Raw genomic sequence first — 24870 nt, 5'->3', positions numbered from 1 at the left:
CAGCGCCCTCAGCCTTCCGGTCCGGCCGGCTGACAGTCCCTTCCCTTGGAGGTGTCGAATCGCCCCGTTTGCGTCTGTCCGACGCTTATCAACCGCATGGCGCTCTTAGACGCCATTGAAATCAGATGTAAGAAAACGTAACTCAGGTAACCAGCATATGAAACGGTCTTGTCGAAAGCAAGGCAGGGCCAGTCTGGCCGGGTTTTCCCCATGATCAGTTTGAATGATGCGCGTGGGCCGCAAATCGTCGCAGCGCGGAAGGCTGCATGTGGCGCAGCAGGCTTATTGATGCCTGCGCTATGGCGTAACCGTTGCTTTGCGGAAGTCCGCGCGAATGGCGGAACCCCCGATCGGGTGGCGCGCTGTCTTGCAATACAATGCCCCCCGCTGAAGAGGGGTGTCCTGCAATCCGCGGCGGATATGGCGCGGGAGCGGCTCCCGCCTATCGCCGTTTGCAGTGCAGGACGAACCAGGCCACGCTGCCGATCACGATCCCCCAGAAAGCCGAGCCCAGCCCGAACAGGGTCATGCCCGAAGCCGTGGCAAGGAACGTGATGACCGACGCTTCGCGATGGTCCTCCTGCATGATGGCTTCCATCACGTTGGACATGATGGCGCCGACCAGCGCCAGCCCGGCAAGGACCGCCACAAAGGCGTGCGGCAGGGCATCGAACAGCAGCACGATGGTGCCTGCGAACGTTCCGCCCACGAGGTAGAACGCACCGTTGGCGATGCCCGCCACATAGCGGCGCGAAGGGTCCTCGTGCGCGTCCTTGCCCGTGCACAACGCGGCGGTAATGGCGGCTGTCACGATGGTGATGCCGCCGAAGCACGCGACGGCGGCGCTCGCAAGGCTGGTTGCCGCAAGGATGGGCCGCGCGGGCGTGCGATACCCGGACAGGCGCAGGATCGCCATGCCCGGCAGGAACTGCCCGGTCAGGCTCACGATCACGAGCGGGATGGCAAGGCTCAGCGTGGCGCCCAACGACCAGTGCGGCGCGGTGAAGACCGGCCTGGCCAGCGCCAGGTGGAAATCGCCCGCATGCGTGAGCCCCTGCGCCGCGGCCATCGCGACACCGGCGGCCAGCACCACGACCATGCAGTAGCGCTGCAGCCAGCGCCGGCACACGAGGTAGGTCACGATCATCACGGCGGCGAGCAGCGGCATGGTCCCGGCGGCCTTGAATGCGCCCGCGCCGAACTGGAACAGGATGCCTGCCATCATGCCCGCCGCGATGCCGCGCGGAATGCGTTGCACGAGCCAGTCGAAGCCGCCTGAGATCCCGATCACGAACAGGATGGCCGCGGCGCTCACGTAGGCACCCACGGCATCGGCAAGACTCAGTTGCGGAAACAGCGTCACCAGCAGCGCCGTCCCTGGCGCCGACCATGCCGTGATGACCGGCACCCTGAGCCGCCAGCTCAGCAGCAGACCCGACACGCCCGCACCGATCGAGATCGCCCACACCCAGGACGTGACCATGTCGGCCGGCAGCCTGGCCGCGTGCGCCGCCTGGAAGAAGATCACCAGCGGGCCCGAATATGAGACCAGCACGGCAAGGAAGCCCGCCGTGATCGCGGACAAGGACCACGCACTGCCGGCGCGATCCATCTGGCTCTGGGCAGGGGAAATAAGGGGTTCAGGCATGAGGGCAATGAAGGCGCGGGGCCTTCGTGTCTCCGTTCGGGCCGACGCGGGCGCCGGGTGTTCTTCTGCGGGACACCGACATGCTGACAGGCCCCTGTGACGCACTTTCCTCTGCCGTCTTGTGCTGGGGGTGCGAACCGATGATAGTCAAGCGCCGCTCGGGTCGTCCAACACTGATCGGGTATCGGGTTGATACGCTGCGGGTATGGTGGCGGCATGCCACGTCGGAAAGGCAGTGCCCGACGCCAATGACAAAGCCCCCGCGATAGCCGAGATAAGGCGGGTCTGGCGCACGCGGCGGCTTGTCCGAAGAAACGGGTACGCTTTGGCCGCCCCGGCGTCCCGCCTGGCAAGTCACGGGCACGGGAAGCCGAAGGGAAGGACCTGTGAGATTTCTGTCGGACCGTACGAAAAGCCACAAGTCCGGGGATTAAAGTGTGGTGGTTCGCACAAAAATAATTTACATTAACTTTCGTGCCGCAAAAGTGGCCTGCTCGAAATCCACTTTGGATAAAGTTGTTATAGTTCAGTCACTTACGTGAATCGGGGCGATGAATGAAGATCACGGCACTTCGGCTGCCACCAAGCTGACCCGGACGGAATTCGCGGTCGTGCGCGCCTACGCGCAGGGCATGCGTCCGGTCGACATCGCCAACCGCTACCTGTCCGATCCGGACGATGACGAAGACCTGACCGAACACCAGGCGATTGCACGCATCCTGGCGCTGCGGGACCGCCTCGTCCAGTTCGCGCTGCAGCACGACCGTCCCGAGATCGCCGAAATGTTCGAGGCGCTTCGCGGACGGTCGGACGTGGGCATGACCCGCCGGGTCGATGCCCTTTCCTCGCTGGAAAGCTTGGGACAGGGCCGTCCGTCGACGGGGCACGAAGTCGGGCTGTGGTTTGGCCCCAGCCTGGCTCGCCGTCTTACCGCGGCCGGTATCCACAAAATTTCCGATCTAGCCAGCCTGGCGAACGCGCGCGGCAGCAGCTGGTGGCGCGCCGTACCACGCATCGGCCCGAAGTCGGCCGAGATCATTACTAAATGGCTGATCGAGCAGCGCGGACCTCAAAAAGATAATAATAAGGCACTTATTGACGTATATATCGTTGCGCCTTCGGAGGTATCACGGCGCCCCGCCATTGTCCCGCTTCCCCTGGGTCCACAAATGACGCATCCGGTTCCGCTCGAGCATATGCTGCCGCAACCGCCCGGCGGCCCATCTCCGGATGCCTCGCGCTCGGATCTGGAACGCGTGCGGCAATGGCTGGATGCAAAGCCGCGGTCGCCGCATACCCGCAGCAGCTACCGAAAGGAGGCCGAGCGGCTGCTGCTCTGGCTGGCACGGGAACGACTGCGTCTGGAGGAAATGACCGCGGAATCGCTGCAAGGGTACGCGGCGTTTTTGCGCGCGCCGGAGCCGACCGCATTCTGGTGCGGTCCCGCGAGTCCGCGGGATCGGGTGCACTGGCGCCCCTTCGAAGGACCCCTCAGTGCCAGTTCGCAGGCTGCAGCCTTGCGAGTGATCCGCGCGTTACTCAGGTCGCTGTCGAAGGCAGGGCTGTTCGCCTGCCTCCCCGATACCGTCGATACGCCGGAGGGCGACACAGAGGCAGCGGAGTCCGATGGACCTGGTCCGCTGGCGCGCAAGGACATTGACGGATTTCTGGACTGGCTGGGCACGCAGTCCGAGGCGAAATGGCAGGCGGCGCTCGCAGCCGGCCTGCTGGTACGGGATGGATTCAAGGTCAGCGAGCTTGCCGGCCTCACATGCGCAGCGTTGCGGCTTGAAGGACATCAGGCCTGCCTGCACTGGCATGGCCCGAGGTCGCGCTCCCTTGCCATTGCCCCGGACACGCTCGAAGCATTGCAGAAGCACTGGGTACGGCGAGGCCTGGCAGCCTGCCCGCCTTCTTCCGCTGCCCTCCTCGGCCCAGTGGACTACCCGCCTACCCAGCGTGGCGTTGCAAAACGCCTAGCGGGTCCCGGTGCGGGCTATGGCGCCAGTGGGCTCGATCAGTTGTTGCGGGCCGCCTGGAAGATTTATGCGAGGACGCAGCCGACGGAGTTGCCGGCGTTCACACCCAAGCAGATCCGGACCGCGGCCGCGTGAAGCGCGCACCAGGAAGCGCTTTCATATCGCCCCTCCCCTTGCGCGCAGCATCACAGCCGGTCCGCTTCATAGCAAGGTCTTGTCCAGGCCAAAGCGCGCCTTGAGCGCTTCGACCAGCGCCTCGCGCGCGCTGCGATCGCTGAGTTGAACATCGAGCATGACCCGGCCGGAATCCCACTCCTTGATGGTGCCGAGCAACTGGCCGCCGTCAGTACGGATCTTGTACTGGCGGCTGATTTCCTTCACCTTGCGCGACTTGCCCTCCTGGGCCTGCTTGCGGATGGACTCGACTTCGCGGCTGGACAGCCCGTCGGTCATGATGCGCGTCGCCAGTTCCCGCGTGCGATCCTCGCCGGCAAGCTTGAAGTAGAGCGTCAACTCATAGCCAGCGGCAATGCCGATCGCGTTCGGCCGTTCGCGCATGACTGCAAGCACCGATTCAGGGAGTCGCAGCAGTGCGAGGGTCTTGTTCACCGTGCCTGCGGAAATGCCGGTCAGCTCGCAGATATCTTCCTCCTTCTGCACCTTGCCCTCATCGAGCAACTGGCGCCAGGCGATCGCATTGTCGAGCGCAGACTGGTCCGACCGCTGCTCGTTGAGCATAAACGACAGGCGGTAGAAATCCAGATCGCTGAGATCATTTTCGACAAAGCACTCCATCTCCAGCTTGCCGGCAGACGCCAGGGCTCGCTTGCGATAGTGGCCGTCGATCAGGATGTAGTGACCGGGACGGGAGGGATCCGGTGCGGCCAGGCCTGGCGTCTTTTGCCCATGCGTGGCAATCGATGCGGCGCGCTCCTGCACGACGGCGGGATCGTAGATCCGGCGGGCATTGAGCGGATTGTCATGCAGATGGGTCAGGAGAATCCGGACCAGCGGGCGGGGATTCTCGGCTTCCACACTTTCAGCGCTGAAAGGCGGCGTCTGTTCTTGCAGGCGCGCCTGCAGCAGACCGTTCGGGTGCTGCGAAATCGCCGCCTCCGCACGTGCGAAGCGGTCGAGGGAGTCGCCACGGCTCTTTTCCGCGGCCATGCCGGCCAACATGCCTGCCTTCAGGCTCTTCAGTTTTGTAGCCATGCCTTAGTGCTCAATCAAAGACAATATTTCATCGACCATCATGTCGACCTCCTGCACGGCTTCGCGCGCACCGGCAACGCCATGGACCGTACACCCGATCGCCTGGCACTCGCGGAATGCCGACCGTGACCCGATCATGGAATTCAAAAGCGGAACCTCCCCGTCATCGCCGAGGATTTCGATAGCCTGGCGCGCAATCGACACACGCCGCTGCACCATGTTCGCCATCACGCGAATCAGTAATGTTTCGTTCTGAACCTGGGCATGTTGGGCCAGGGTCTTTGCTGCCACCGCGGCCCACAGATCGGGCGGAGATGGGACCACGGGAATGATCGCGAGGTCGGAAATCAGCAGGGCACTGGATGGCGCCGCGGAGTGCACAGCCGGTGGGCAATCGACGACGATGTAGTCATAGTCGTGCACGAATTTTCGGACTTCCCGGTGCATGGCACCACCCGACGGTGCGAGTCCGATGACCGACGCCGGGAAGGGGCGCTCATCGCTGGCCTGTGCCGCCCATCGCGTCGCGGTACCCTGCTCGTCCATGTCGACCAGCATGGACCGGGCGCCGCGAAGGCCAAGCGTCCCGGCCAAATGCATGCTCACCGTGGTCTTGCCACACCCGCCCTTCTGGTTGAAGACCGTGATGATTTTCGCTGTCACAAGGACCTCTCTTTCAGCGCTGAAAGCGCGGTTAACTTTAGGCGCCACTTTAGCCAAATCCAGGTGACGTATCAACCCGATTCGTAATATTTATAATATATATGAAGCCATCCAGGGCGACCTTTGCTCACTGCACCTGACGAATCAGCCAAAGTTTGATATTTCTGCTTGAAATGCGGCAGACAGTCCGCCTAAAGTATCTGTAGTGCGCTCTACGGCGCACATGACACGCCAGCACAATCTGGTTATGATGCGCCCTACAGTCGAGTCAAGTCGTGTCAACCTCGTCGGCTTCCGTTCGGTATCTACGAGAACTCAACGTGCTTGAACGGTTGTTTGCGTGGTGTACGAGAACTTGCTTCGAAAGGAAATTCCTATGGCAACCGGTACGGTCAAGTGGTTTAACGAAACAAAGGGCTTTGGCTTCATCACCCCGGATGACGGCGGTGCGGATCTGTTCGCGCACTTCTCTGAAATCCAGGGCTCGGGCTTCAAGACGCTCAAGGATGGCCAACGCGTGACCTTCGAGGTCAAGCAAGGTCCGAAGGGTCTGCAGGCATCGGCCATCAAGCCCGCCTGATGAGAGTGCGCCACGCAGTGGATGCGTGGCGCACTCCCGAAAACAAAAAAGGCAAGCCGCGTGCTTGCCTTTTTTGTTGCCGCAGCCGCAGTCAGCCGAGCTTGCGGACGCTGGTCCTGGACGGTTGCAGGATCAGGGCCTTGGAAGAGTCGGCATCGACCTTGGCGCCCGGATAAACCACGAGCACATCCTTGAGTGCCTTGCGGAACAGGGCACGGAATTTCCGCTCGCTCTCGGTCTCCGTGCCGAACTGCATCTGCAACGCTTCCCACGGGATCTCGGTGCGCCGCTGGATGGTAAAGAAGCGGTAAGTCAGCCACGAGTAGACGTCCAGCGCGAACGGTGACTGCTTGAGGGCCTTCAGCGCGCGCATGTCGACCGGCACGGGGCGATTGACCAGCTCGTTGAAGAACGGCTCGGACAGTACGACGAAGCTCTCGAACATGGAGCCCTGTCCCGGTTGCATGGGATCCCACCAGGTCGACAGCTGGTCGGCCAGCAGGTAGCCGACGCGGTCGATCGACAGCGGCTCGTGGTTGCTGTTCTGATTCTGGCTGGGCATCGACTTGTTCTGGACGATCGCGATCGTCGCCGAGAACAGGCGGATCATCTGCTGCCGCACCAGCGTCATGGTCCCGCGCTTGCCGCCGGTGGCCATCGGAATGCCGAGGTTGTACATGAACTCCGACAAGGAGTTGCCCAGCGAGATGCGCCGGTCTTCCACCGTTCCGGTGAATTCGCCGCGCTTCTTCTTGGCCATGATCTCCTTGCCGATCCACGCGAGCATCAGGCGCGGATAGGAACCGTACGGATAGCCTAGCGACACCGTTTCCGAAACCAGCTTCTGGCGGCCATTGCTGGCGCGTTCCGAACGTTGCTGCGTGAAGTAGCCAGGCTGGATCATCAGCGAGATGTTGCCACTGGTACGCGTCCACACCGGCGGCGCGCCCTTGGGCGCGCGATACGGCAACGTTACCTGGACGCTGGCCCGGCTCAGGAAGCCGACCTCGCCACTTTGCCACGCGTCTTCGCGTTCCATGGCCTGCGCCTCGTCAAAGAGGCGCTGGAATTTCTCGGACGGGACCAGGTTGTTCTCGTTGCCGGGAACAATGATTCGGGATGGCTCGCCGTCCATATCCAGGACGGAGCGATCCCCTGCGGCGACCGGGGTGCGTTTGATGGGCATATTGGCGTGCTTCGGATTACCCGCCTTTGTACGCGAAGCCGTAAACGTTGTCACGCAGAAACGGGTACGTATACGGTTCCTGACGCGTTTACGTGCAAGCCGACTGGGTGGAGGTGCCGTGTTTACCTGGTTGGCGAAAGGATGGCGGTCGGTGGGCAACCCGAGAGGGTTGTCCACGGATGGCCGATCCTTGGCTACAAGTAAACAATACCGATACGGGTTAACTACTTGTAAACCGTATACGGAGAGGGCAGCGCGTTGATTCCAAAGCGAAAATCACCCCCTCGCGAACCCGAATCTGCGGAAGAACGTACTCGATTCTGCGAACCCCCGAACCCGAATCTGCGCAAAGCCGAACCTGTTTCAGCGCCAAGCCTGAACCGGTTTCTGCGTGGATAACTTGTTGTTCCCACAGGCTTTTCCACAAGAAAACCGTGCAATTGCGTACCCGTTTCTGCGCTGAAAGTGCGTCATGAAGCATGCCTGGCCGTAAACACGACTGTTCGGGCGGTTATCCCCGCAGAAACAGGTTCGCACCCCGGTATACCTCTGGCACCTGAGGGTTTCTAGCGTACCTATTTCTGCGTAACCCGGGCGCAAAGCGTACCCGATTCTGCGCGCATCCTCTTCGACGCGGGTGATGGCCCCTCAGCGTACCCATTTCTGCGGCGCACCAGTTTCTGCGTTTACCTGCGTCTGCGGAGAATCTCGGCGTTGCGTACCTATTTCTGCGTGCGGGGAGGGATTGCCATTACCTCTTGCCGTACCCGTTTCTGCGCATGCTGAGGCGGTGAAAGCCAGAGGCACTTTCAACAATCTTTATTATATATCTGCTTTATATTAAAAGCTAGCGCTCACATCAGAACGTATACATGCCTGAGCGATACCTTCCAAGGCGTACCTGTTTCTGCGTCTGCATCTTGATTGGGTGCAATTAACCTGTAGCAATGCGATCCCCGCTGTGCACCAGGCGTACCCATTTCTGCGCACTTTCGAGGCGGCGGCGCGGTGCATGTTGCGTACCTGATTCTGCGAAGCGGGCCGAATGGTGGAAGGTAGGCCTCGGAATTCTGCGCTGCAACAATGTGCGTACCCATTTCTGCGTGGAAGGGAGCGTCCGTCGAGCCCGGCAGTTGGGACGATTACGCGGAACCGGAACTCATGAATTTGTTGGCCTATAGGACCCCCGCGTACCTGTTTCTGCGTGCGCGGGAAGGTGCATCCAGTCAGCTTGGCCTGGTTGCGTACCTATTTCTGCGGATGGCGACCCAAAGGCGCGTACCCATTTCTGCGTTGTGCGCCGCGATATGGCAGAGCAGGGCGGGTCCGGAGCGGGAGGTGGACTGCGTACCCGTTTCTGCGTGCGAAAGCCGTTCGCATACGGGCATCAGGAAGGAGGGACGGGGGATTCCGGCCAGCCCGGACCGGGAGGAGATGGGCAAATCAGGCCGTGGGAGCGGCGCGTGCCGCGGCAGGGCGTAAAAAAACCCGCCTCAGTAGGCGGGTTTCCTGTCGTGGCGCGTACGACGCGCCGCGTGCCTGCTTACAGCGGGGTGATGTTCGCGGCTTGCAGACCCTTCGGGCCGTTCTTGACTTCGAACGACACGCGCTGGTTTTCCTGCAGCGACTTGAAGCCGTCAGCGCGGATTTCCGAGAAGTGGGCGAAGAGGTCGTCACCGCCTGCGTCCGGCTTGATGAAGCCGAAGCCCTTGGCGTCGTTGAACCATTTGACGATACCGGTTTGCATGATTTGCTTTCCAGAAAAAATAAAAAGAAGCGAATGGCGCACACGCCATTTCACACGGAACTCAAGGAAAGGACACCATGGACAACCGAAGTACCAGACGGTGGCTAACGAATGAACTGTTGCCTCGTCGCTTGAATCTAGGGCGATTTATACGGGGGTTCGATGTTACCGTCAAGCCGGGAGTGCCCCGTAGCCGGGGCTGGCATCACATTCCGGCGCTGTGGGATCATCACGCCTTTTGCATATCGTTCATGCGTCGGCTCCGACACCTGAGCCGCCGATCTGCACCAGAGTACGCTTGCCGCAGCCTGCGGGCCGGGCATGCCCGAGTCACGGCGCAAGAGGCCCGGCCCTTGCGGCCACTTTGCGCGAGCTGCGCGCCGATGCCACAACGATAGACAGCCAGGAGATTTCCCATGTCGATACCGGAGCCCGCTTCCAAGGCGGGCGGCCCCGCCGCAAGCCAGCCAACGCCTTCCCTGCTGGAGCGCGTTTTCAAGCTGTCGGAACACAAGACGGATGTCCGCACAGAAATGCTTGCGGGGATGACCACGTTTCTCACGATGGCGTACATCATTTTCGTCAACCCTACGATCCTTGGTGACGCCGGCATGCCCAAGGACGCGGTGTTTGTGGCCACCTGCGTGGCTGCTGCGATCGGTACGCTGATCATGGGCTTCTATGCCAACTACCCGATCGCCATGGCGCCAGGCATGGGCCTGAATGCCTACTTCGCCTACACCGTGGTGAAGGGCATGGGCTTCCCATGGCAGGCGGCGCTTGGCGCCGTATTCATCTCCGGGTGCCTGTTCCTGCTGGTGACGTTGTTCCGGGTGCGCGAGATGATCGTCAATGGCATTCCGCATTCGATTCGCTTGGCGATCACGGCGGGCATCGGCCTGTTCCTGGCCATCATCGCCCTCAAGAACGCGGGCATTGTCACCGCCAGCCCGGCCACGCTCGTGACCATCGGCGACCTGCACCAGCCGACCGCGGTGCTCGCGATCATCGGCTTCTTCGTCATTGTTTCGCTGGACCAGCTGAAGGTGAAGGGTGCCATCCTGATCGGTATCCTGCTGACCACGGTACTGAGCTTCATCTTTGCCGGCAATATATTCCACGGGGTGTTCTCCGCGCCGCCGTCGATCAGTCCGACCCTGTTCAAGCTCGATATCTCCGGGGCGCTGTCGATCGGCATCGTCAACGTGGTGCTGGTCTTCTTCCTGGTGGAGCTGTTCGATGCCACCGGCACGCTGATGGGCGTGGCCAATCGCGCAGGTCTTCTCAGGGCCGGCCGGATGGATCGCCTCAACAAGGCGCTGATGGCGGACAGCACGGCCATCATGGCGGGCTCGTTCCTGGGCACGTCGTCGACCACGGCCTATATCGAAAGCGCATCGGGCGTGCAGGCCGGCGGACGCACCGGGCTCACCGCGGTGACGGTCGCGGTCCTGTTCCTGGCCTGCCTGTTCATCGCGCCGCTGGCCGGCACGGTACCCGGCTATGCCACCGCGCCAGCGCTGCTCTATGTGTCCTGCCTGATGTTGCGCGAATTGCTCGACCTTGACTGGAATGACGTGACCGAAGTGGTGCCTGCCGTGCTGACGGCGCTCGGCATGCCGTTTACATACTCCGTCGCCAATGGCGTGGCATTCGGCTTCATCGCCTACGCGGTGCTCAAACTGCTGACCGGGCGGGCCCGTAACGTGCCGACAATGGTGTGGATCATTGCGGCCGTGTTTATCTTCAAGTTCTACTATCTGCCTGGCCACTGACACCATGCGGGTAGCCGCCAATCCCTGTCCCGGTAGTGTGCCGCGGCCCCGCGGCGTACCTGTTTCTGCGTGAGCGGTGAAGCCGAGCGTACCCGTTTCTGCGGGCCAGATGCGCCGCAGCACATTGCCGCAGAAGCACGCCAGCCTTACGGATGAGGAGGGTGAGGCGCTTTCCGCGAGCCTCATCCCAAAGGATGAGTCCGGCATGAGTTTGGTCGGACATCCCCCACTCGGGGCTGGACAAACCGCTGCAAATGCACTGAACTATAGGCGTGGCAAAGAGGGAGGGGCGCATCAACGCGCCCCTTCTTGACTCCGGTTCATCCGGGCAAGGCGCGCATGAGCGCCGTGAAACAGCTTCGGCAAGTCCGCCTGTCGTGGGACATATCCGATCAGACCGTATTGCAATACGGCATCGCCACCACGAAGAGATAGCGCAGAGCGTGCGGATACACGTGCGCCACGCAGACAATAAATTCAAGACAGAAAAGTGGTAAACGCGAACGTGTAGTGCCGGGGGTGTTGTACAACGGGGATCAGATCATGACCGCAGGAGAAATCCGGCGACCCATCGGGCCCATCAGCGAGCCCGCTAGTCGTTCCATGCATCGCACCTGGGCTGTACTGGGAGAAGCCGCAGGTGAATCAGCGACCCGCAAGATCCGCCATGACGGCGCGGCGGTGTCCGGCGTGACCGCACTGCTCGAGGAGGGCGAGCTGACTGCGAACGCGCGCCAGGCCGTCGAGAACCTGCTGCGGCGCCATCGGCTGCTTGAAGCCGAACTTGTCCGCCAGCGCGAACTGCTGCAGGAATGGATCCTGAGCCAGCAGACCTACAAGGCCCTTTACTACCAGTATTCCGGGCAGACACCCGAGGCGCCGCGCGTCGAACTGATGCGCGAGCGGGATGCCGTGCGCCGCCGCCTTCAGGAAGCGTTGCATCTTGGCACCGATCCGCTCGCTGTCATGGACGAGCAAGCGCGCAGTCAGTCCAGTTCGTGATACCGACGTCGAGCCCGCGGCGGCAGCACCGACCGGGAGGGCCGGAGCTGGTGCGGTGGGAAACCGGGATGAACAATAAGCCCAACGTCCGGGAGATCGTTATGGACCGACTGTGCAAGGCGCCGGCACGCGCTGCGCAGGTCGTGGTCGTGTCGCGTCATGAGGATTTTGGTTTTACCCCCGCCCAGTTCGGGCCGGGCTGGGACGTGCGCCGCATCCAGCAGGTGCGCGACCTGGAGCGCATCGTGCGCGGGAGCGCGCCCATGGCCGGCGTGATCGACCTGCAGGACGAATACAGCGATGCCGAACTCGCGCAACTGGAGCAGGGCCTGCAGCACCTGCACGTGATGTGGGTGGCGATCACCACCGATGCGCGGCTTGCGGACCAGCGCGTGCGCCGCCTGATCCGCGACTACTGCGTCGACTACGTGCGTACGCCGTTCTCGTACGACGAACTGCTCTACACACTCAAGCATGCCCATGGCATGGCCTGCCTGCATCAAGGCCGCACCACCGAGATGGCGCCGCACGGAACCATGATCGGCGAGTGCGCGGCCATGCGCGCAATGTTCCGCTCGCTGGCCAAGGTCGCGCACAACGATGCGCCGGTGTTCATTTCCGGCGAATCGGGCACTGGCAAGGAACTCGCTGCCCAGGCCATCCACGAAGCTTCGAGCCGGCGCAAGGGACCGTTCGTCGCTATCAACTGCGGTGCGATTCCGTCGCACCTGGTGCAGTCGGAACTGTTCGGCTACGAGAAGGGCGCCTTCACCGGCGCGAACCAGCGCAAGATCGGCTGGATCGAGCAGGCGCAGGGCGGCACGCTGTTCCTCGATGAAATCGGCGACCTGCCGCTCGAAAGCCAGGTGGCGCTGTTGCGCTTCCTGCAGCAGGGCACCATCACCCGTCTGGGCGGACACCAGTCCATTCCGCTGGACCTGCGCATCATCTCGGCCACTCACGTGGATCTGGTCGTGGCGCAGACCGATGGCCGCTTCCGCTCGGACCTATTCCACCGGCTGTGCGTGCTGACGCTGACGATCCCGGCGCTGCGCGAGCGCGGCGAGGACATCCTGCTGCTGGCCAATGCCGTGCTGGCCGAGCACGGGCACGAAGCCCACCGGCGTATCCGCGGATTCTCTCCGTGCGCCACGCAGGCGATGATGCAGTATGCCTGGCCGGGCAATGTGCGCGAGCTGATCAACCGGGTGCGGCGTGCCATCGTGATGACCGACAACCGCAAGATCACGGCGGATGACCTGCAGCTGCATGGCGGAACGGAACTGCCGCGCAAGACGCTCGACGCCATCCGCGAAGAGGCCGAGCGCGAGGCGATCCGCAGCGTCATGGCCAGCCACGGCTTCCACGTCGTGCCGGCCGCGCGCGAGCTGAATGTATCGCGCGTAACGCTATACCGGCTCATGCACAAGCACAACATCCGCGTGGAAACGCAGCCGGCCGCAGGCGAGTAGCGCTGGAACCCACAGCGCAGCGGGCCGCGGGGACAGGTCGTGGGCCTCAGGCGCTCCAGGGAAGGGGGAACCGGCGACGTCCGCTCGCCGGTTCCCCCTTCCCCGTGCCTTGCGGCACGTCAGCGCACAACGGTGGTGGCCGGCGCGTATAGCTGGCGGCCCGGCCCGGAAGCTTCCGTCCCGGTGGACGGGGTGGCCGCCAGGTTCATGCTGATCTTGCCGCGCGTGTTGCGCGGCTGCGCATTACCGCCGCCGTCGTTGTGGCGGCCGGGCACCGCGTCGCGGCGGTCCAGGCCATCGCGTGCCTGCCGCTCGCTCGGCGTCGCGGCGCCCGGGTCCTGCTTGAACTGCAATTCGCCCCACGCCCAGCCAAAGCCGCGCACATAGATATCGTTGCTCACGGCGGCATGGGAGTTGGCGCTGGCGTTGTCGGGCCGGTCGAAATAGGCATAGCTGGCCGCGGCGGCGCTGGTCGAGAACAGAGCCAGGGCGGCGGCAAGGTATCCGGCTTTCATGGGTGGCTCCTCCCTTGGTGGAAAAAAGTGCCCGCCGGGGGACGGAGCACAAATTCCTGCTGGCCTGTGGCGCCGGTTGCCCGTGCGCCGTGGCCTGGTCTAGTGTCCCATCCGGCGCCGGTATGCCGACACCGCAAGCGCCCGGCTCCACAGCGCACAAGGCGATGCGGGCCGCACAGGCACACGCGGATACGGCAGCAGCGGCGACGACAACAGATCCATGACAGACGGCGGCGGTCCCGCCAACCGGTGCGAGCGCCGGCGTGCCGTCATGCGTGCTGGCGGATGACGCATGTCTAGGGCTCCTCCTGCATTCCTTGCGTATCGCACGTCATTGATTCTTACTACTCCCTGTCAGACAGAGAGCGACAAGTGTGCCAATGGCCGCAAACGCTTGTTTCATGCGGCTTTCAGGCGGATGCGAGGGCCTCCTGGCTCGCCCGCGCCACGGCTGCTGACGAATCGGTTACGCGGCTGCAACGCCGGCAGCTGGTATTACGCGCCGCCATGGCCAGCGTGCGTAAGACTTGCATGCCGAGATGCCCGTCCTACGCGGCATTGCGCGCCGGTACGGCTTCAGTACCGCGGTTCCCGCACGGTTGCAGGGCTGATACACGGGCCACGCTTCGGCCACATGCCGCCGGAATGCTTGGTACGCAGAAACGGGTACGCCGGGGAGCGCCTTGCCGCGTCGTCCGGGCGAGCAGGCTCAGCGTGCCGGGGCTGGTTGTTGTGCCGGGGCCGAGGATTGGCTGGCGCCGCTGGCAGCTGCGCCGGAGATGGGTTTGGGGCCGGGCTGGCTGCGCTCGCAGCCGCCACATGCCAGCAGGCTCAGTCCGAGCAACAGGATGGCGGCCAGGGGCCGCCCCGGGATTGTGCGGGTCACAGTGCCTCCTTTCGCAGTACTTGCGGCGCAGGCGCCGCGTCACAGGCGCTGGCAGGCGTGCCTTGTCTTACTGTAGCAGGTCGCCTCTGCATTGCCGGGCGCGGCGCCCGGTGCCGATGCGCAGTATCATGAACGCAGGTGCCGCGTCCGCTGTGCCAGGCAAAAGGCAAGCCGCGGACGCCGCGTTCTGTCCGTGGCGTTGCGAAGGTCTCCCGAGCATGGCGGCTGAAGAACACAACCTGTCCGATAAACGGGACCATCCCCCTCGGGGTCGTGCGTCCCGACAGTATGCAGGGATGAGGCGCTTCCTGCCCGACCGCCATACCGGCATGCGCACGGTCCGGGTGGTCACGGCTGCCGTGCAGTCGTGGTTCGCCCACCGCGCGGCCAGCAAGGGTGCCGCGCTGTCCTTCTATATGCTGTTTTCGCTGGCCCCGATACTGGTGCTGGTGATCTCGATCGCCGGCATCTTCTTCGGCGCCGAGGCCGCGCGCGGCGAGATCTTCGCGCAGCTCGAAGGCCTGGTGGGCGAGCAGGGTGCCAGTGCCATCCAGGGCATCCTGGCCGCCACGCACCGCGCGGGCGGCAGCGGCCTGGCCGCCACCATTGCCACCGGCATCCTCTTTGTCGGCGCCACCAGCGCCTTCGCCGAGCTCAAGAGCAGCCTGGACGATATCTGGCATGTGCCGGTACCGGCCACCGCAGGCTGGCAGCAGTTGCTGCGCTCGCGCCTGCTGTCGTTCAGCCTGGTGCTGGTGCTGGCGTTCATGCTGCTCGTCTCGCTGATCGTGAATGCGGCGCTGGCCGTGGTGGACCGCTTCTGGGGACAGTTGTGGACCCAGTCCTGGTTCGCGCCGGTGGCGGATGTGCTCTCCACGCTGTTTTCGTTCGCGGTGGTGACCGCGCTGTTCGCCGTGATCTTCAAGATGCTGCCCAATGCGCGCATTGCCTGGCGCGATGTCACCATGGGTGCGGTCATCACGGCGCTGCTGTTCTCGGTCGGCAAGCGCCTGATCGGCATTTACCTGGGCAACAGCGCGGTGGCGTCGTCCTACGGCGCGGCCGGCTCGGTCGTGGCGCTGATGCTCTGGGTGTATTACTCCGCACAGATATTCTTCTTCGGTGCGGAGCTGACGCGCCAGTACGCGCTGCAGTTCGGCAGCCTGCGCGGCCAGCAGGCGGATGCGTTTCCCGGGCCGGGCGGCGAACCGGTAAAATAGCGCCCCATTCCCTTTCGTGCGTGCCCGCAGTGCCGGCCCGACCGCCTGCCTGCGGTTCCTGCCGTTGCCCGGCCGGCCCCCGCATGCCGGGCTTTGCAATCCTCCCGATCCCTATCCGCTGCCGTGAGCTCGCTCGTTTCCGAAATTGCGCGTCGACGCACCTTTGCCATCATCTCCCACCCTGACGCGGGCAAGACCACGCTGACAGAGAAGCTGCTGTGGTTCGGCGGCGCGATCCAGGTGGCCGGCGAAGTGCGCGCGCGCAAGGCCGACCGCCACGCAACCTCGGACTGGATGGAGCTGGAAAAGCAGCGCGGCATTTCCGTGACCTCGTCGGTGATGCAGTTCCCGTACCGCCGCGGGGCGGCCGACGGGGCCGGCGGCAAGGCCGAGGAGAACATCGTCAACCTGCTCGACACGCCGGGCCACGAGGACTTCTCGGAAGACACCTACCGCACGCTGACCGCGGTCGACTCGGCCGTGATGGTGATCGACTCCGTCAACGGCGTGGAGGCGCAGACCATCAAGCTGCTCAACGTCTGCCGCCTGCGCGATACGCCCATCCTCACCTTCATCAACAAGCTCGACCGCGAGGGCCGCTCGCCAATCGAACTGCTAGACGAGATCGAGGACGTGCTGCAGATTCAGTGCGCGCCGATGACCTGGCCGATCGGCATGGGCAAGGCCTTCCGCGGCGTATACCACCTGATCGACGACAAGGTGCAGCTGTTCGATCCGCGCGGCGACAAGGGCACCGCGGCCATCCTCGACGGGCTGGACAACCCGGAGCTCGATCGCATCCTCGGCAGCCAGGCCGATGAACTGCGTCTCGAGATCGAACTGGTGCGCGGCGCTTCGCACACCTTCGACAAGGAAGCGTTCCTGGCAGGCAAGCAGACGCCGGTTTACTTCGGTTCCGCCATCAATAATTTCGGCGTGCAGTCGCTGCTCGATGCGCTGTGCGAACTGTCGCCGCCGCCGCTCGCGCGCAACACCGAAACGCGCGTAGTGGAGCCGCAGGAGCCCAGGTTCACCGGCTTCGTGTTCAAGATCCAGGCCAATATGGATCCGCGCCACCGCGACCGCATTGCGTTCGTGCGCGTGTGCTCGGGCCGCTTCGAACGCGGCATGAAACTGCTGCATGTGTCGCAGGGCAAGACCGTGGCCATCAACAACGCCATCACGTTCATGGCGCAGGACCGCAACACCACGGAAGAAGCCTACGCCGGCGACATCATCGGCGTGCCGAACCATGGCACCATCCGCCTGGGCGATGTCTTCACCGAGGGCGAGCCGCTCAAGTTCACGGGCATCCCGTCGTTCGCACCGGAATTCTTCCGCCGCGCGCGGCTGAACAACCCGCTCAAGGTCAAGCAGTTGCAGAAGGGTTTGCAGCAGCTCGCCGAAGAAGGCGCCACCCAGATGTTTCGCCCGCTCGTATCCAACGACCTCGTGCTCGGCGCGGTCGGTATCCTGCAGTTCGACGTGGTGGCGCACCGGCTCGAGCACGAGTACGGTGTCGATGCCATCTTCGAATCGCATGAATGCGCGACCGCGCGCTGGCTCAAGGGCGAGCCGGCCGAGATCGAGAAGCTGATCGCCAAGGCCGGCCACAACGTCGCGCTCGACGGTGCCGGCGACCACGTCTACCTGGCGCCCAGCATGGTCAACCTGCGGCTCACGCAGGAGAAGTTCCCCAACGTGCAGTTCCTGGAGACGCGCGAGATCGTCTGAGGCAAGACCTCTCCAATGCAAAACACGGCCCGCAACAATGCGGGCCGTTTTGTCTTACGGGTGCTCTTGGCCTCATATTCACGCCTTCGATGTAGAGACATGGAGCGGACTGGATGAGACGCCATTCGACGTAGTGTGCGAATGTCGGCAGGTGTATGCACGAAATGTTGCATGCCCCGTACAATAGCGTTCTTTGTCCTGGCGGGCCGCCCGCGACAGCCGGTTGGCGCGCATGCAGGCGATAGGGCTCGCCAGCCGTCGTCCTGACCGGCAAGCCGCCACTGCATTCCCACCCATGTCTTCCCCTGCCGCCACCACTGCCGAAGCGTCCGACAGCGTTTTCGGCGATGCCTCGTTCCGCCGTTTCTGGTTTGCGCGCCTGTGCACCACCATCGGCTACCAGATCTTTACGGTGGCGGTCGGGTGGCAGATGTATGACCTGACGCGCGACGCGTTCATGCTCGGCCTGGTGGGACTGGTGCAGTTCCTGCCGTCGGTGGCGCTGATCCTGATGTCCGGCCACGTGGCGGATCGCTTCGACCGGCGGCGCATCGTCCGTACGTGCCAGGCGCTCGAAGCGCTGATCGCTGTGGCGATGGCGGTGGCGAGTCTCTCTGGCTGGATCAACCCCGAGCATATCTTCGTGTTCGTCGCGCTGATCGGTGCGACGCGCGCGTTCGAAACGCCGACGCTGCAGGCCCTGCTGCCGAGCGTGGTGACGCCGCGCCAGTTGCCGCGTGCGGTGGCGCTGGCCAGTTCGGCCGGACAGGCGGCCATCATCATCGGGCCGGCCATCGGCGGCTTTGCCTATGTGGCGGGGCCGGGCGTGGTGTATGCGCTGAGCGCCACGCTGTTCGCGATCGCCGCTGTCCTGGTCAGCGGACTGACGCTGCGCCAGCCTGTGCAGCGGTTGACCGCGCCGGTGAGCATGAAGACCCTGTTCGCGGGATTTGGCTACATCCGCAGCCGGCCGGTGCTGCTCGGCGCGATCTCGCTGGACCTGTTCGCGGTGCTGCTCGGCGGCGCGACGGCACTGCTGCCAATCTATGCGCGCGACATCCTGCACACCGGCCCGTGGGGGCTGGGGCTGCTGCGTTCGTCGCCGGCCATCGGCGCGCTGGTTACCGCGCTGTGGCTGGCCCGGCATCCGCTCAACCGGCGCGCGGGCAAGGTGATGTTCGGAGCCGTGGCGCTGTTTGGCGCGGCTACGCTGGTGTTCGGCGTGTCGCACTGGCTGCCCCTGTCAATGGCCGCGCTGGTGGTGCTCGGCGCGTCCGACATGATCAGCGTGGTGGTGCGCTCGACGCTGGTCCAGCTCGATACGCCCGACGACATGCGCGGCCGCGTCGGCGCCGTCAACTCGGTCTTTATTGGCGCGTCCAACCAGCTGGGCGAGTTCGAGTCCGGCGTGACGGCGGCGTTGCTGGGCCCGGTCGGCGCGGTGCTCCTCGGTGGCGTGGGCACCTTGCTGGTCGTGGTGCTGTGGATGCGCCTGTTCCCTGCACTGACCCATCGCGACCGCCTGCACGACCACTCAGCCTGAGCGCCCACGCGCGGGCGTACCCATTTCTGCGTGGTACCCGTGGCACCCGTGGCGCCGCCGGGCAACGCTTGCGGCGATCGCGTATAGTCACCGGATCTTTTCGTGACGCGCATGGCCGCCCCTGACACCAGCCTCCACACCGGCTCCGATCCGTTGCGACACCATGCGGTGTTCAACGCGCTGACGGGCTCGCGCGCGTCGCTGGAACGCGCTGCCGCGCTTGGCGACGGACTGGGCCTGGCGTTGTGGCGCAACCGGCATGACGACACGGCCTACGCGCAGCCGGGGCACCACACGCTCTCGGTATACCTCGAAGGCGGCCACTCCACATATCGGCTCGACCAGCCCGGCAACCTCGGTGCTCCCGGCCGCCTCTGCGTGCTGCCCGCGGACCATGATTCGCGCTGGCACGTCGGCGGCACACAGCGTTTCCTGCACCTCTACTTCGACCCCGGGTATGTGGCCTGGCACTGCGTCCGGCTGCTGGACCGCGAGCCGCGCGGCCTGCAGTTGCGCGACCTGACGTTCGCGCAGGACCCGTACCTGTTCGGGCTCGGCCAGCGCCTGGCCACGCTCGACTGGCAGACGCCCGATGCGCGCATGGCCGGCAACGCGCTTGCCCATGACGCCGTCACTCACCTGCTGCTCAGCCATGCCGCGCACCGGCACGGCGCCGACTGGCGTGGCGGCCTGTCCGCCACGGCGCGCCGCACGGTGCGCGAGTGGATCGAGGCCTGTCCGGAGCAGAACCCGACGCTCGGCGAGCTGGCCGCGCTGGCGGGCCTGTCCGAATACCACTTCGCGCGGATGTTCCGCGTGAGCTTCGGCATGCCGCCGCATGCATGGATCCTGCGCGCGCGGCTCGAGCGCGCACTACGCCTGCTCGGCGACCCGCGCCTGCCATTGCACGAGGTGGCGGTACGCGCCGGCTTCGCTTCGGCGAGCCACTTCAACAACCGCTTCCGCTCCGCGTTCGGCATCACGCCCGGCGCATGGCGCGCCGCCCGCGCGCGCTGATCCGGCATGCCGGCCGCTGCAGCGGCCGGAAACCAATTTCCTTCCCGCTTGTCCTCTGAAAAGCAGCACAAATTCGCACAATTGCACCATTTGTCGGTGAATGTCCGACATGACGGTGCGATTGAGCGACGGATACGAGGCTTCGTGGTGATGTTCGCGCCGCGCTGCCCACCAGCTTGCACACGCAGAAACGGGTACGCCCCACAACCAGGAGCCGCTTCTCATGAACTGGAATATCGCCCCCGACAAGATCGAGACCGCCTGGAACTACCTGGCGCAGCTTGCCGTGCAACAGGGCATGAACTGCATTGCCGCCGTGCTGATCCTGATCGCGGGCTGGTGGCTGTCGGCGCGCGCCGCCGCCGCGGTGCAGCGCGCGCTGGGCCGCACCCACGTGGACGAGACCATGCGGCCGCTGCTCGCCAACGCGTTCCAGTGGATGATCCGGGTGCTGACCATCGTGCTGGTGCTGTCGCAGTTCGGCGTGCAGACCGCCAGCATCATCGCCATGCTCGGCGCCGCCGGCCTCGCGATCGGGCTGGCGCTGCAGGGCACGCTGCAGAATATTGCCGCCGGCATCATGCTGGTATTGCTGCGTCCGTTCCGCGTGGGGCAGTACATCGACGCGCAGGGCGTGGCCGGCACGGTGCGCGAAACCGGCCTGTTCATGACCGAACTGACCACGGCCGACGGTGTCTGCCTGCGCGTGCCGAACGGCAAGCTGTGGGGCAGCGCCATCACCAACTACAGCGAGAACCCGACGCGCCGCATGGACATTGAGACCACCGTGGCTTTCGGCAGCGACATGCACAAGGGGCTCGACGCGCTGCGCAAGATGCTGTCGGAAGAGCCGCGCCTGCTGCCCGAGCCGAAGCCGGAGGCGATGGTGGTCAACTACACGCAGCAGGGCATCACGCTGAACCTGCGCTGCTGGACCGCCAGCGGCGACTACTGGGCGGTGCGATACGCGTTCTATGAGCGCATCAAGCATGTGCTCGAGGACGCCGGCTGCAAGATTGCCGTGCCGATCCAGGAGGTCCGCATGCCGGACCCGGACATGGCGCCCCGGTCCGCGTCCGGCTCCACGCCGCCCACTGCGACACCCGATCCGCGCGCGAATCCGCTGCGGCGGGCGGGCTAGTCGCGCACCTCTTCATCCGCGAACAGCGTGCAGGCCCCGGCTTCGGCCTCGCTGACGTGGCGGCGGAAGGTCGCGAACAGGTCGCGTCCGACGCCATGACGGTTGGTGCTGAGGTCCGGACGTGCGGGCGCGCGCGCGTCCCACTCGGCGTCGGGCACGAGCACGGTCAGCACGCCGGCAGGCGCGTCGACGCGCATCATGTCGCCGGTGCGCACGCGCGCGATACCGCCGCCGTTCAGGGCTTCCGGACAGACGTGGATGGCCGCGGGCACCTTGCCCGACGCGCCCGACATGCGCCCGTCGGTCACAAGGGCCACGTGGAAGCCGCGGTCCTGCAGCACCGTCAGCGTCGGCGTGAGCTTGTGCAACTCAGGCATGCCGCATGACGCCGGCCCCTGCCACGGCAGCACCGCGACGAAATCGCGCTCCAGTTCGCCGCGCTTGAACGCGGCGATCACATCGTCCTGGCGCTCGAACACGATGGCGGGCGCTTCCACCACCCGGTGCTCGGGCTTCACCGCCGAGGTCTTGATGACGGCGCGCCCGAGCCTGCCATCCAGCAGCTTGATGCCGCCGTCCGGCGCGAACGGCTGTGCCGAACCGCGCACGATGGTGTCGTCAAGCGTGGCCTTCGGCCCCTCGGTCCATTCGAGCTTGCCGTCGCGCAGCACCGGCTCGCGCGTGTAGGCTTCCAGCCCGCGGCCGACTACCGTGATGACGTCGTCATGCAGCAGGCCCAGCTCGAGCAGCCCCCGGATCACCACCGGCAGCCCGCCCGCAGCCTGGAACTGGTTTACGTCGGCCTTGCCGTTCGGGTAGACGCGTGCGAGCAGCGGCACCGCCGCCGACAGTTCGTCGAAATCGTCCCACGTCAGCACGATGCCGGCCACGCGCGCCATGGCGATCAGGTGCAGCGTATGGTTGGTCGAGCCGCCCGTGGCCAGCAGGCCGACGATGCCGTTGACGAAGGCGTGCTCGTCCAGCACGTCGGCAACGGGCGTATAGCGTTCACCGCCATGCACGAGCCGCAGTGCCTGCCGTGCCGATTCGCGCGTGAGCGCCTCGCGCAGCGGCGTGTTCGGGTTGATGAAGGCGGTGCCCGGCAGATGCAGGCCCATCATCTCCATCAGCATCTGGTTGGAGTTGGCGGTGCCGTAGAAGGTGCAGGTGCCAGGGCCATGATAGGAGCGCGTCTCGGCTTCGAGCAGTTCCTTGCGGCCGATCTTGCCTTCGGCATACAGCTGGCGCACGTGCGCCTTTTCGTCGTTGCTCATGCCGGTGGTCATCGGGCCACCCGGAACGAACACCGCGGGCAGGTGGCCGAACGACAAGGCGCCCATCACCAGCCCCGGCACGATCTTGTCGCATACGCCCAGGTACAGCGCGCCGTCGAACATCTGGTGCGACAGCGCAACTGCCGTGGCCAGCGCGATCACATCGCGCGAGAACAGCGACAGGTCCATGCCATCCTGCCCCTGGGTCACGCCGTCGCACATGGCTGGCGTGCCGCCGGCGAACTGCGCGGTGCCGCCGGCCTCCAGCGCGGCCTCCTTGATCCATTGCGGGAAGGCTGCGAGCGGCTGATGCGCCGAGAGCATGTCGTTGTAGGCAGAGACAATCGCAAGATTCGGCCGTTCGTCAGCCTTGAGCCGGATCTTGGCGGCGTCCGGCATGGCCGCCATGGCGTGCGCCAGGTTGGTACAGGAAAGCTGGGCACGCTCGACCTTGTGGCCCGCCATGGCGCGGGTGCGGTCGAGGTAGGCCTGGCGGGAAGGGCCGCTGCGCGAGACGATGCGGGCCGTGACCCGTTCGAGCACTGGGTGACGTGGCATAGGTTTTCTCCTGCGGGGTTGCTTCCAGCCTAGCGCACTTCGCGGCACGTTGCACGCTGGCCAGGTCTGGCCGATGGCACGCAGAAACGGGTACGCCCTGTGGCCTGCGCGCCTCGCCAAGCGGTGGCGACTCACGTAAACTGGCCGGAACTTATGTGCCGCGTCCGGACACTCAATCCATGCGGCCGTATCGGGCAGGTGCCGCGCATGCGCGCGGCGCGTTCTGACCGCCATCCTCATCCAAGGAGCTCACGGTGAGCATGCCTGATTTCGACATGGTGCTGTTCGGCGGCACCGGCGACCTGGCGCGGCGCAAGCTGTTGCCGTCTCTTTTCGACGCCCATCATGCGGGGCTGCTGCACCCGCGTGCGCGCATCCTTGCCACCGGCAGCCAGCCGCTGAGCCAGGACGATTACCTCGCCTCGCTCGAGCGGGACGTGCGCCCCGGCCTGGCGCATGCGCCGCCCGAGTCGTGGGCTGCGTTCCTGGCCCGCATCTGCTACGTGCAGGCCGATGCACGCGAGCCCGCGCACTTCGACGCGCTTGCCGAAAAGGTGCTGTCGCGCCGTCCCGAAGTGGTGGTGTGCTACCTGGCCACGGCGCCGAACCTGTTCGTGCCGATCTGCGAACAGCTCGCGCGCACCGGCCTGAATACGCCCAATGTGCGCATCGTGCTGGAAAAGCCGCTGGGGCACGACCTTGAGTCGTCCGAAGCCATCAACGCCGCAGTGGCGAAGTTCTTTGCCGAGGACCAGATCTATCGCATCGATCACTACCTCGGCAAGGAGTCGGTGCAGAACCTGATGGCGATCCGCTTCGGCAACGCGCTGTTCGAACCGCTCTGGCGGCGCGAGTGGGTGCAGGACGTGCAGATCACCATTGCCGAGGAGCTTGGCGTCGAGACGCGCGGCGATTTCTACGACCGCACCGGCGCACTGCGCGACATGGTGCAGAACCACCTGCTGCAGCTGCTGTGCATGGTGGCCATGGAGCCGCCCAGCAGCCTGTCGGAAGACGCGATCCGCGACGAGAAGATCAAGATCCTCAAGGCGCTCAAGCCGATCACGCCGCAGGCGGTGGCCGAGAAGACCGTGCGCGGGCAGTACCGTGCCGGGGCCATCGGCGGCAAGCCGGTACCGGGGTACCTCGACGAGAAGGGCATCGCCGCGGACAGCCGTACCGAGACCTTCGTCGCGATCAAGGCCGAGATCGCCAACTGGCGCTGGGAAGGCGTGCCGTTCTACCTGCGCACCGGCAAGCGCATGCAGTCGCGCGTGGCCGAGATCGTGATCCACTTCCGCGATGTACCGCATGCCATCTTTCCACGCCCGCTGACGCTGTCGCCGCAGAACCGGCTGGTGATCCAATTGCAGCCGGAAGAGAGCATCCGGCTGTACTTCCTGGTCAAGCAGCCCGGCGACACGCTGGAGCTGACGCCGACCTCGCTCGATCTCGATTTCGCCAACTCGTTCAAGGTGCGCCGCGCCGGCGCTTACGAACGGCTGTTGCTGGACGTGATCCGCGGCCGGCTGGGCCTGTTCGTGCGGCGTGACGAGCAGGTGCAGGCCTGGCGCTGGGTCGAGCCGATCCTCGATACGTGGGAAGAGAGCAACGTGCCGCCCAAGCCGTATACAGCGGGCACATGGGGCCCGGCCGCGTCGTCGGCGCTGATGTCGCGCGACGATGCGCTGTGGCATGAGGAAGCCTGACAGGGGACA

Annotated in this window: 18 protein-coding genes; 11 read left to right on the top strand and 7 right to left on the bottom strand. The window is 64.8% G+C overall.

Annotated elements, in window-relative coordinates; all coding sequences use genetic code 11:
* Window positions 1-442: 442 nt before the first annotated feature.
* Complete coding sequence (locus LDO29_RS17205) at window positions 443-1648, bottom strand: benzoate/H(+) symporter BenE family transporter (RefSeq protein ID WP_224081002.1); 1206 nt, start codon at window positions 1646-1648, stop codon at window positions 443-445.
* Window positions 1649-2199: 551 nt separating this feature from the next.
* Here LDO29_RS17205 and LDO29_RS17200 point away from each other — a divergent pair.
* Entirely contained in the window at window positions 2200-3762 is a 1563-nt protein-coding gene (locus tag LDO29_RS17200; protein ID WP_224081001.1) for a site-specific integrase, read from the top strand.
* A 66-nt stretch (window positions 3763-3828) separates the two neighbouring features.
* On the opposite strand, the gene LDO29_RS17195 is transcribed toward LDO29_RS17200, so the two are convergent.
* Together LDO29_RS17195 and LDO29_RS17190 are read right to left on the bottom strand one after the other, a co-directional pair.
* Window positions 3829-4839 (bottom strand): ParB/RepB/Spo0J family partition protein, encoded by a 1011-nt coding sequence (locus LDO29_RS17195; RefSeq protein ID WP_224081000.1) that lies wholly within the window; start codon window positions 4837-4839, stop codon window positions 3829-3831.
* 3 nt (window positions 4840-4842) lie between these two features.
* Window positions 4843-5502, bottom strand: a complete 660-nt coding sequence (locus LDO29_RS17190; protein WP_224080999.1) for an AAA family ATPase — start codon at window positions 5500-5502, stop codon at window positions 4843-4845.
* A 376-nt stretch (window positions 5503-5878) separates the two neighbouring features.
* On the opposite strand from LDO29_RS17190, the gene LDO29_RS17185 reads away from it, so the two are divergent.
* Entirely contained in the window at window positions 5879-6082 is a 204-nt protein-coding gene (locus tag LDO29_RS17185; protein WP_006159056.1) for a cold-shock protein, read from the top strand.
* A 91-nt stretch (window positions 6083-6173) separates the two neighbouring features.
* Here LDO29_RS17185 and LDO29_RS17180 read toward each other — a convergent pair whose 3' ends face one another.
* Both LDO29_RS17180 and LDO29_RS17175 read right to left on the bottom strand, forming a co-directional pair.
* Window positions 6174-7268 (bottom strand): replication protein RepA, encoded by a 1095-nt coding sequence (locus tag LDO29_RS17180; RefSeq protein WP_224080998.1) that lies wholly within the window; start codon window positions 7266-7268, stop codon window positions 6174-6176.
* Between the two features lie 1543 nt (window positions 7269-8811).
* The gene (locus LDO29_RS17175) at window positions 8812-9015 is read right to left on the bottom strand and encodes a cold-shock protein (protein ID WP_017228340.1); all 204 of its coding nucleotides are present in this window, start codon (window positions 9013-9015) and stop codon (window positions 8812-8814) included.
* 416 nt (window positions 9016-9431) lie between these two features.
* On the opposite strand from LDO29_RS17175, the gene LDO29_RS17170 reads away from it, so the two are divergent.
* From LDO29_RS17170 to LDO29_RS17160, 3 genes are all read left to right on the top strand, one after another.
* The gene (locus LDO29_RS17170) at window positions 9432-10790 is read left to right on the top strand and encodes an NCS2 family permease (protein ID WP_224080997.1); all 1359 of its coding nucleotides are present in this window, start codon (window positions 9432-9434) and stop codon (window positions 10788-10790) included.
* 543 nt (window positions 10791-11333) lie between these two features.
* Window positions 11334-11792 carry a hypothetical protein gene (locus tag LDO29_RS17165; protein ID WP_224080996.1) on the top strand — a complete coding sequence of 153 codons (459 nt, stop codon included), beginning with the start codon at window positions 11334-11336 and terminating at the stop codon, window positions 11790-11792.
* Window positions 11793-11893: 101 nt separating this feature from the next.
* Window positions 11894-13264, top strand: a complete 1371-nt coding sequence (locus LDO29_RS17160) for a sigma-54-dependent transcriptional regulator (protein WP_224081138.1) — start codon at window positions 11894-11896, stop codon at window positions 13262-13264.
* Window positions 13265-13383: 119 nt separating this feature from the next.
* Here LDO29_RS17160 and LDO29_RS17155 read toward each other — a convergent pair whose 3' ends face one another.
* The gene (locus LDO29_RS17155; protein WP_224080995.1) at window positions 13384-13779 is read right to left on the bottom strand and encodes a hypothetical protein; all 396 of its coding nucleotides are present in this window, start codon (window positions 13777-13779) and stop codon (window positions 13384-13386) included.
* 1182 nt (window positions 13780-14961) lie between these two features.
* On the opposite strand from LDO29_RS17155, the gene LDO29_RS17150 reads away from it, so the two are divergent.
* The 5 genes from LDO29_RS17150 to LDO29_RS17130 all read left to right on the top strand — a co-directional run bounded on the left by LDO29_RS17150 (window position 14962) and on the right by LDO29_RS17130 (window position 21320).
* Window positions 14962-15885: a YihY/virulence factor BrkB family protein gene (locus LDO29_RS17150; protein ID WP_224080994.1), complete on the top strand. Its 924-nt coding sequence runs from the start codon at window positions 14962-14964 to the stop codon at window positions 15883-15885.
* A 123-nt stretch (window positions 15886-16008) separates the two neighbouring features.
* Window positions 16009-17619: a peptide chain release factor 3 gene (locus tag LDO29_RS17145; RefSeq protein WP_224080993.1), complete on the top strand. Its 1611-nt coding sequence runs from the start codon at window positions 16009-16011 to the stop codon at window positions 17617-17619.
* Between the two features lie 295 nt (window positions 17620-17914).
* On the top strand, window positions 17915-19162 hold the full coding sequence (locus LDO29_RS17140) for an MFS transporter (protein ID WP_224080992.1): 1248 nt from the start codon (window positions 17915-17917) through the stop codon (window positions 19160-19162).
* A gap of 111 nt (window positions 19163-19273) precedes the next feature.
* Window positions 19274-20179, top strand: a complete 906-nt coding sequence (locus tag LDO29_RS17135) for a helix-turn-helix transcriptional regulator (RefSeq protein ID WP_224080991.1) — start codon at window positions 19274-19276, stop codon at window positions 20177-20179.
* Between the two features lie 223 nt (window positions 20180-20402).
* Window positions 20403-21320 (top strand): mechanosensitive ion channel family protein, encoded by a 918-nt coding sequence (locus LDO29_RS17130; RefSeq protein WP_224080990.1) that lies wholly within the window; start codon window positions 20403-20405, stop codon window positions 21318-21320.
* Here LDO29_RS17130 and edd read toward each other — a convergent pair.
* Window positions 21317-23152, bottom strand: coding sequence for a phosphogluconate dehydratase (edd, locus tag LDO29_RS17125; protein ID WP_224080989.1), 1836 nt, complete (start codon window positions 23150-23152; stop codon window positions 21317-21319). The two genes, LDO29_RS17130 and edd, sit on opposite strands and share 4 nt — an antisense overlap.
* 260 nt (window positions 23153-23412) lie before the next feature.
* Between edd and zwf the strand changes: the two genes are divergently transcribed.
* Window positions 23413-24861, top strand: a complete 1449-nt coding sequence (gene zwf, locus LDO29_RS17120) for a glucose-6-phosphate dehydrogenase (RefSeq protein ID WP_224081137.1) — start codon at window positions 23413-23415, stop codon at window positions 24859-24861.
* Window positions 24862-24870: the final 9 nt, after the last annotated feature.

The organism is Cupriavidus laharis, from assembly GCF_914271435.1.
In the GTDB taxonomy this organism is placed as follows: domain Bacteria; phylum Pseudomonadota; class Gammaproteobacteria; order Burkholderiales; family Burkholderiaceae; genus Cupriavidus; species Cupriavidus laharis.
The sequence above is the reverse complement of the archived record's forward strand: the minus strand, read 5'-3'. Positions and strand labels throughout refer to the sequence as shown.

Coding starts and splice junctions, on each gene's coding strand:
- LDO29_RS17135 (WP_224080991.1), top strand. CDS start 19,274: ATGGCCGCCCCTGACACCAGCCTCCACACCGGCTCCGATCCGTTGCGA.
- LDO29_RS17155 (WP_224080995.1), bottom strand. CDS start 13,779: ATGAAAGCCGGATACCTTGCCGCCGCCCTGGCTCTGTTCTCGACCAGC.
- LDO29_RS17180 (WP_224080998.1), bottom strand. CDS start 7,268: ATGCCCATCAAACGCACCCCGGTCGCCGCAGGGGATCGCTCCGTCCTG.
- LDO29_RS17165 (WP_224080996.1), top strand. CDS start 11,334: ATGACCGCAGGAGAAATCCGGCGACCCATCGGGCCCATCAGCGAGCCC.
- zwf (WP_224081137.1), top strand. CDS start 23,413: ATGCCTGATTTCGACATGGTGCTGTTCGGCGGCACCGGCGACCTGGCG.
- LDO29_RS17130 (WP_224080990.1), top strand. CDS start 20,403: ATGAACTGGAATATCGCCCCCGACAAGATCGAGACCGCCTGGAACTAC.
- LDO29_RS17170 (WP_224080997.1), top strand. CDS start 9,432: ATGTCGATACCGGAGCCCGCTTCCAAGGCGGGCGGCCCCGCCGCAAGC.
- LDO29_RS17150 (WP_224080994.1), top strand. CDS start 14,962: ATGAGGCGCTTCCTGCCCGACCGCCATACCGGCATGCGCACGGTCCGG.
- LDO29_RS17195 (WP_224081000.1), bottom strand. CDS start 4,839: ATGGCTACAAAACTGAAGAGCCTGAAGGCAGGCATGTTGGCCGGCATG.
- LDO29_RS17200 (WP_224081001.1), top strand. CDS start 2,200: ATGAATGAAGATCACGGCACTTCGGCTGCCACCAAGCTGACCCGGACG.
- LDO29_RS17160 (WP_224081138.1), top strand. CDS start 11,894: ATGGACCGACTGTGCAAGGCGCCGGCACGCGCTGCGCAGGTCGTGGTC.
- edd (WP_224080989.1), bottom strand. CDS start 23,152: ATGCCACGTCACCCAGTGCTCGAACGGGTCACGGCCCGCATCGTCTCG.
- LDO29_RS17140 (WP_224080992.1), top strand. CDS start 17,915: ATGTCTTCCCCTGCCGCCACCACTGCCGAAGCGTCCGACAGCGTTTTC.
- LDO29_RS17185 (WP_006159056.1), top strand. CDS start 5,879: ATGGCAACCGGTACGGTCAAGTGGTTTAACGAAACAAAGGGCTTTGGC.
- LDO29_RS17175 (WP_017228340.1), bottom strand. CDS start 9,015: ATGCAAACCGGTATCGTCAAATGGTTCAACGACGCCAAGGGCTTCGGC.
- LDO29_RS17205 (WP_224081002.1), bottom strand. CDS start 1,648: ATGCCTGAACCCCTTATTTCCCCTGCCCAGAGCCAGATGGATCGCGCC.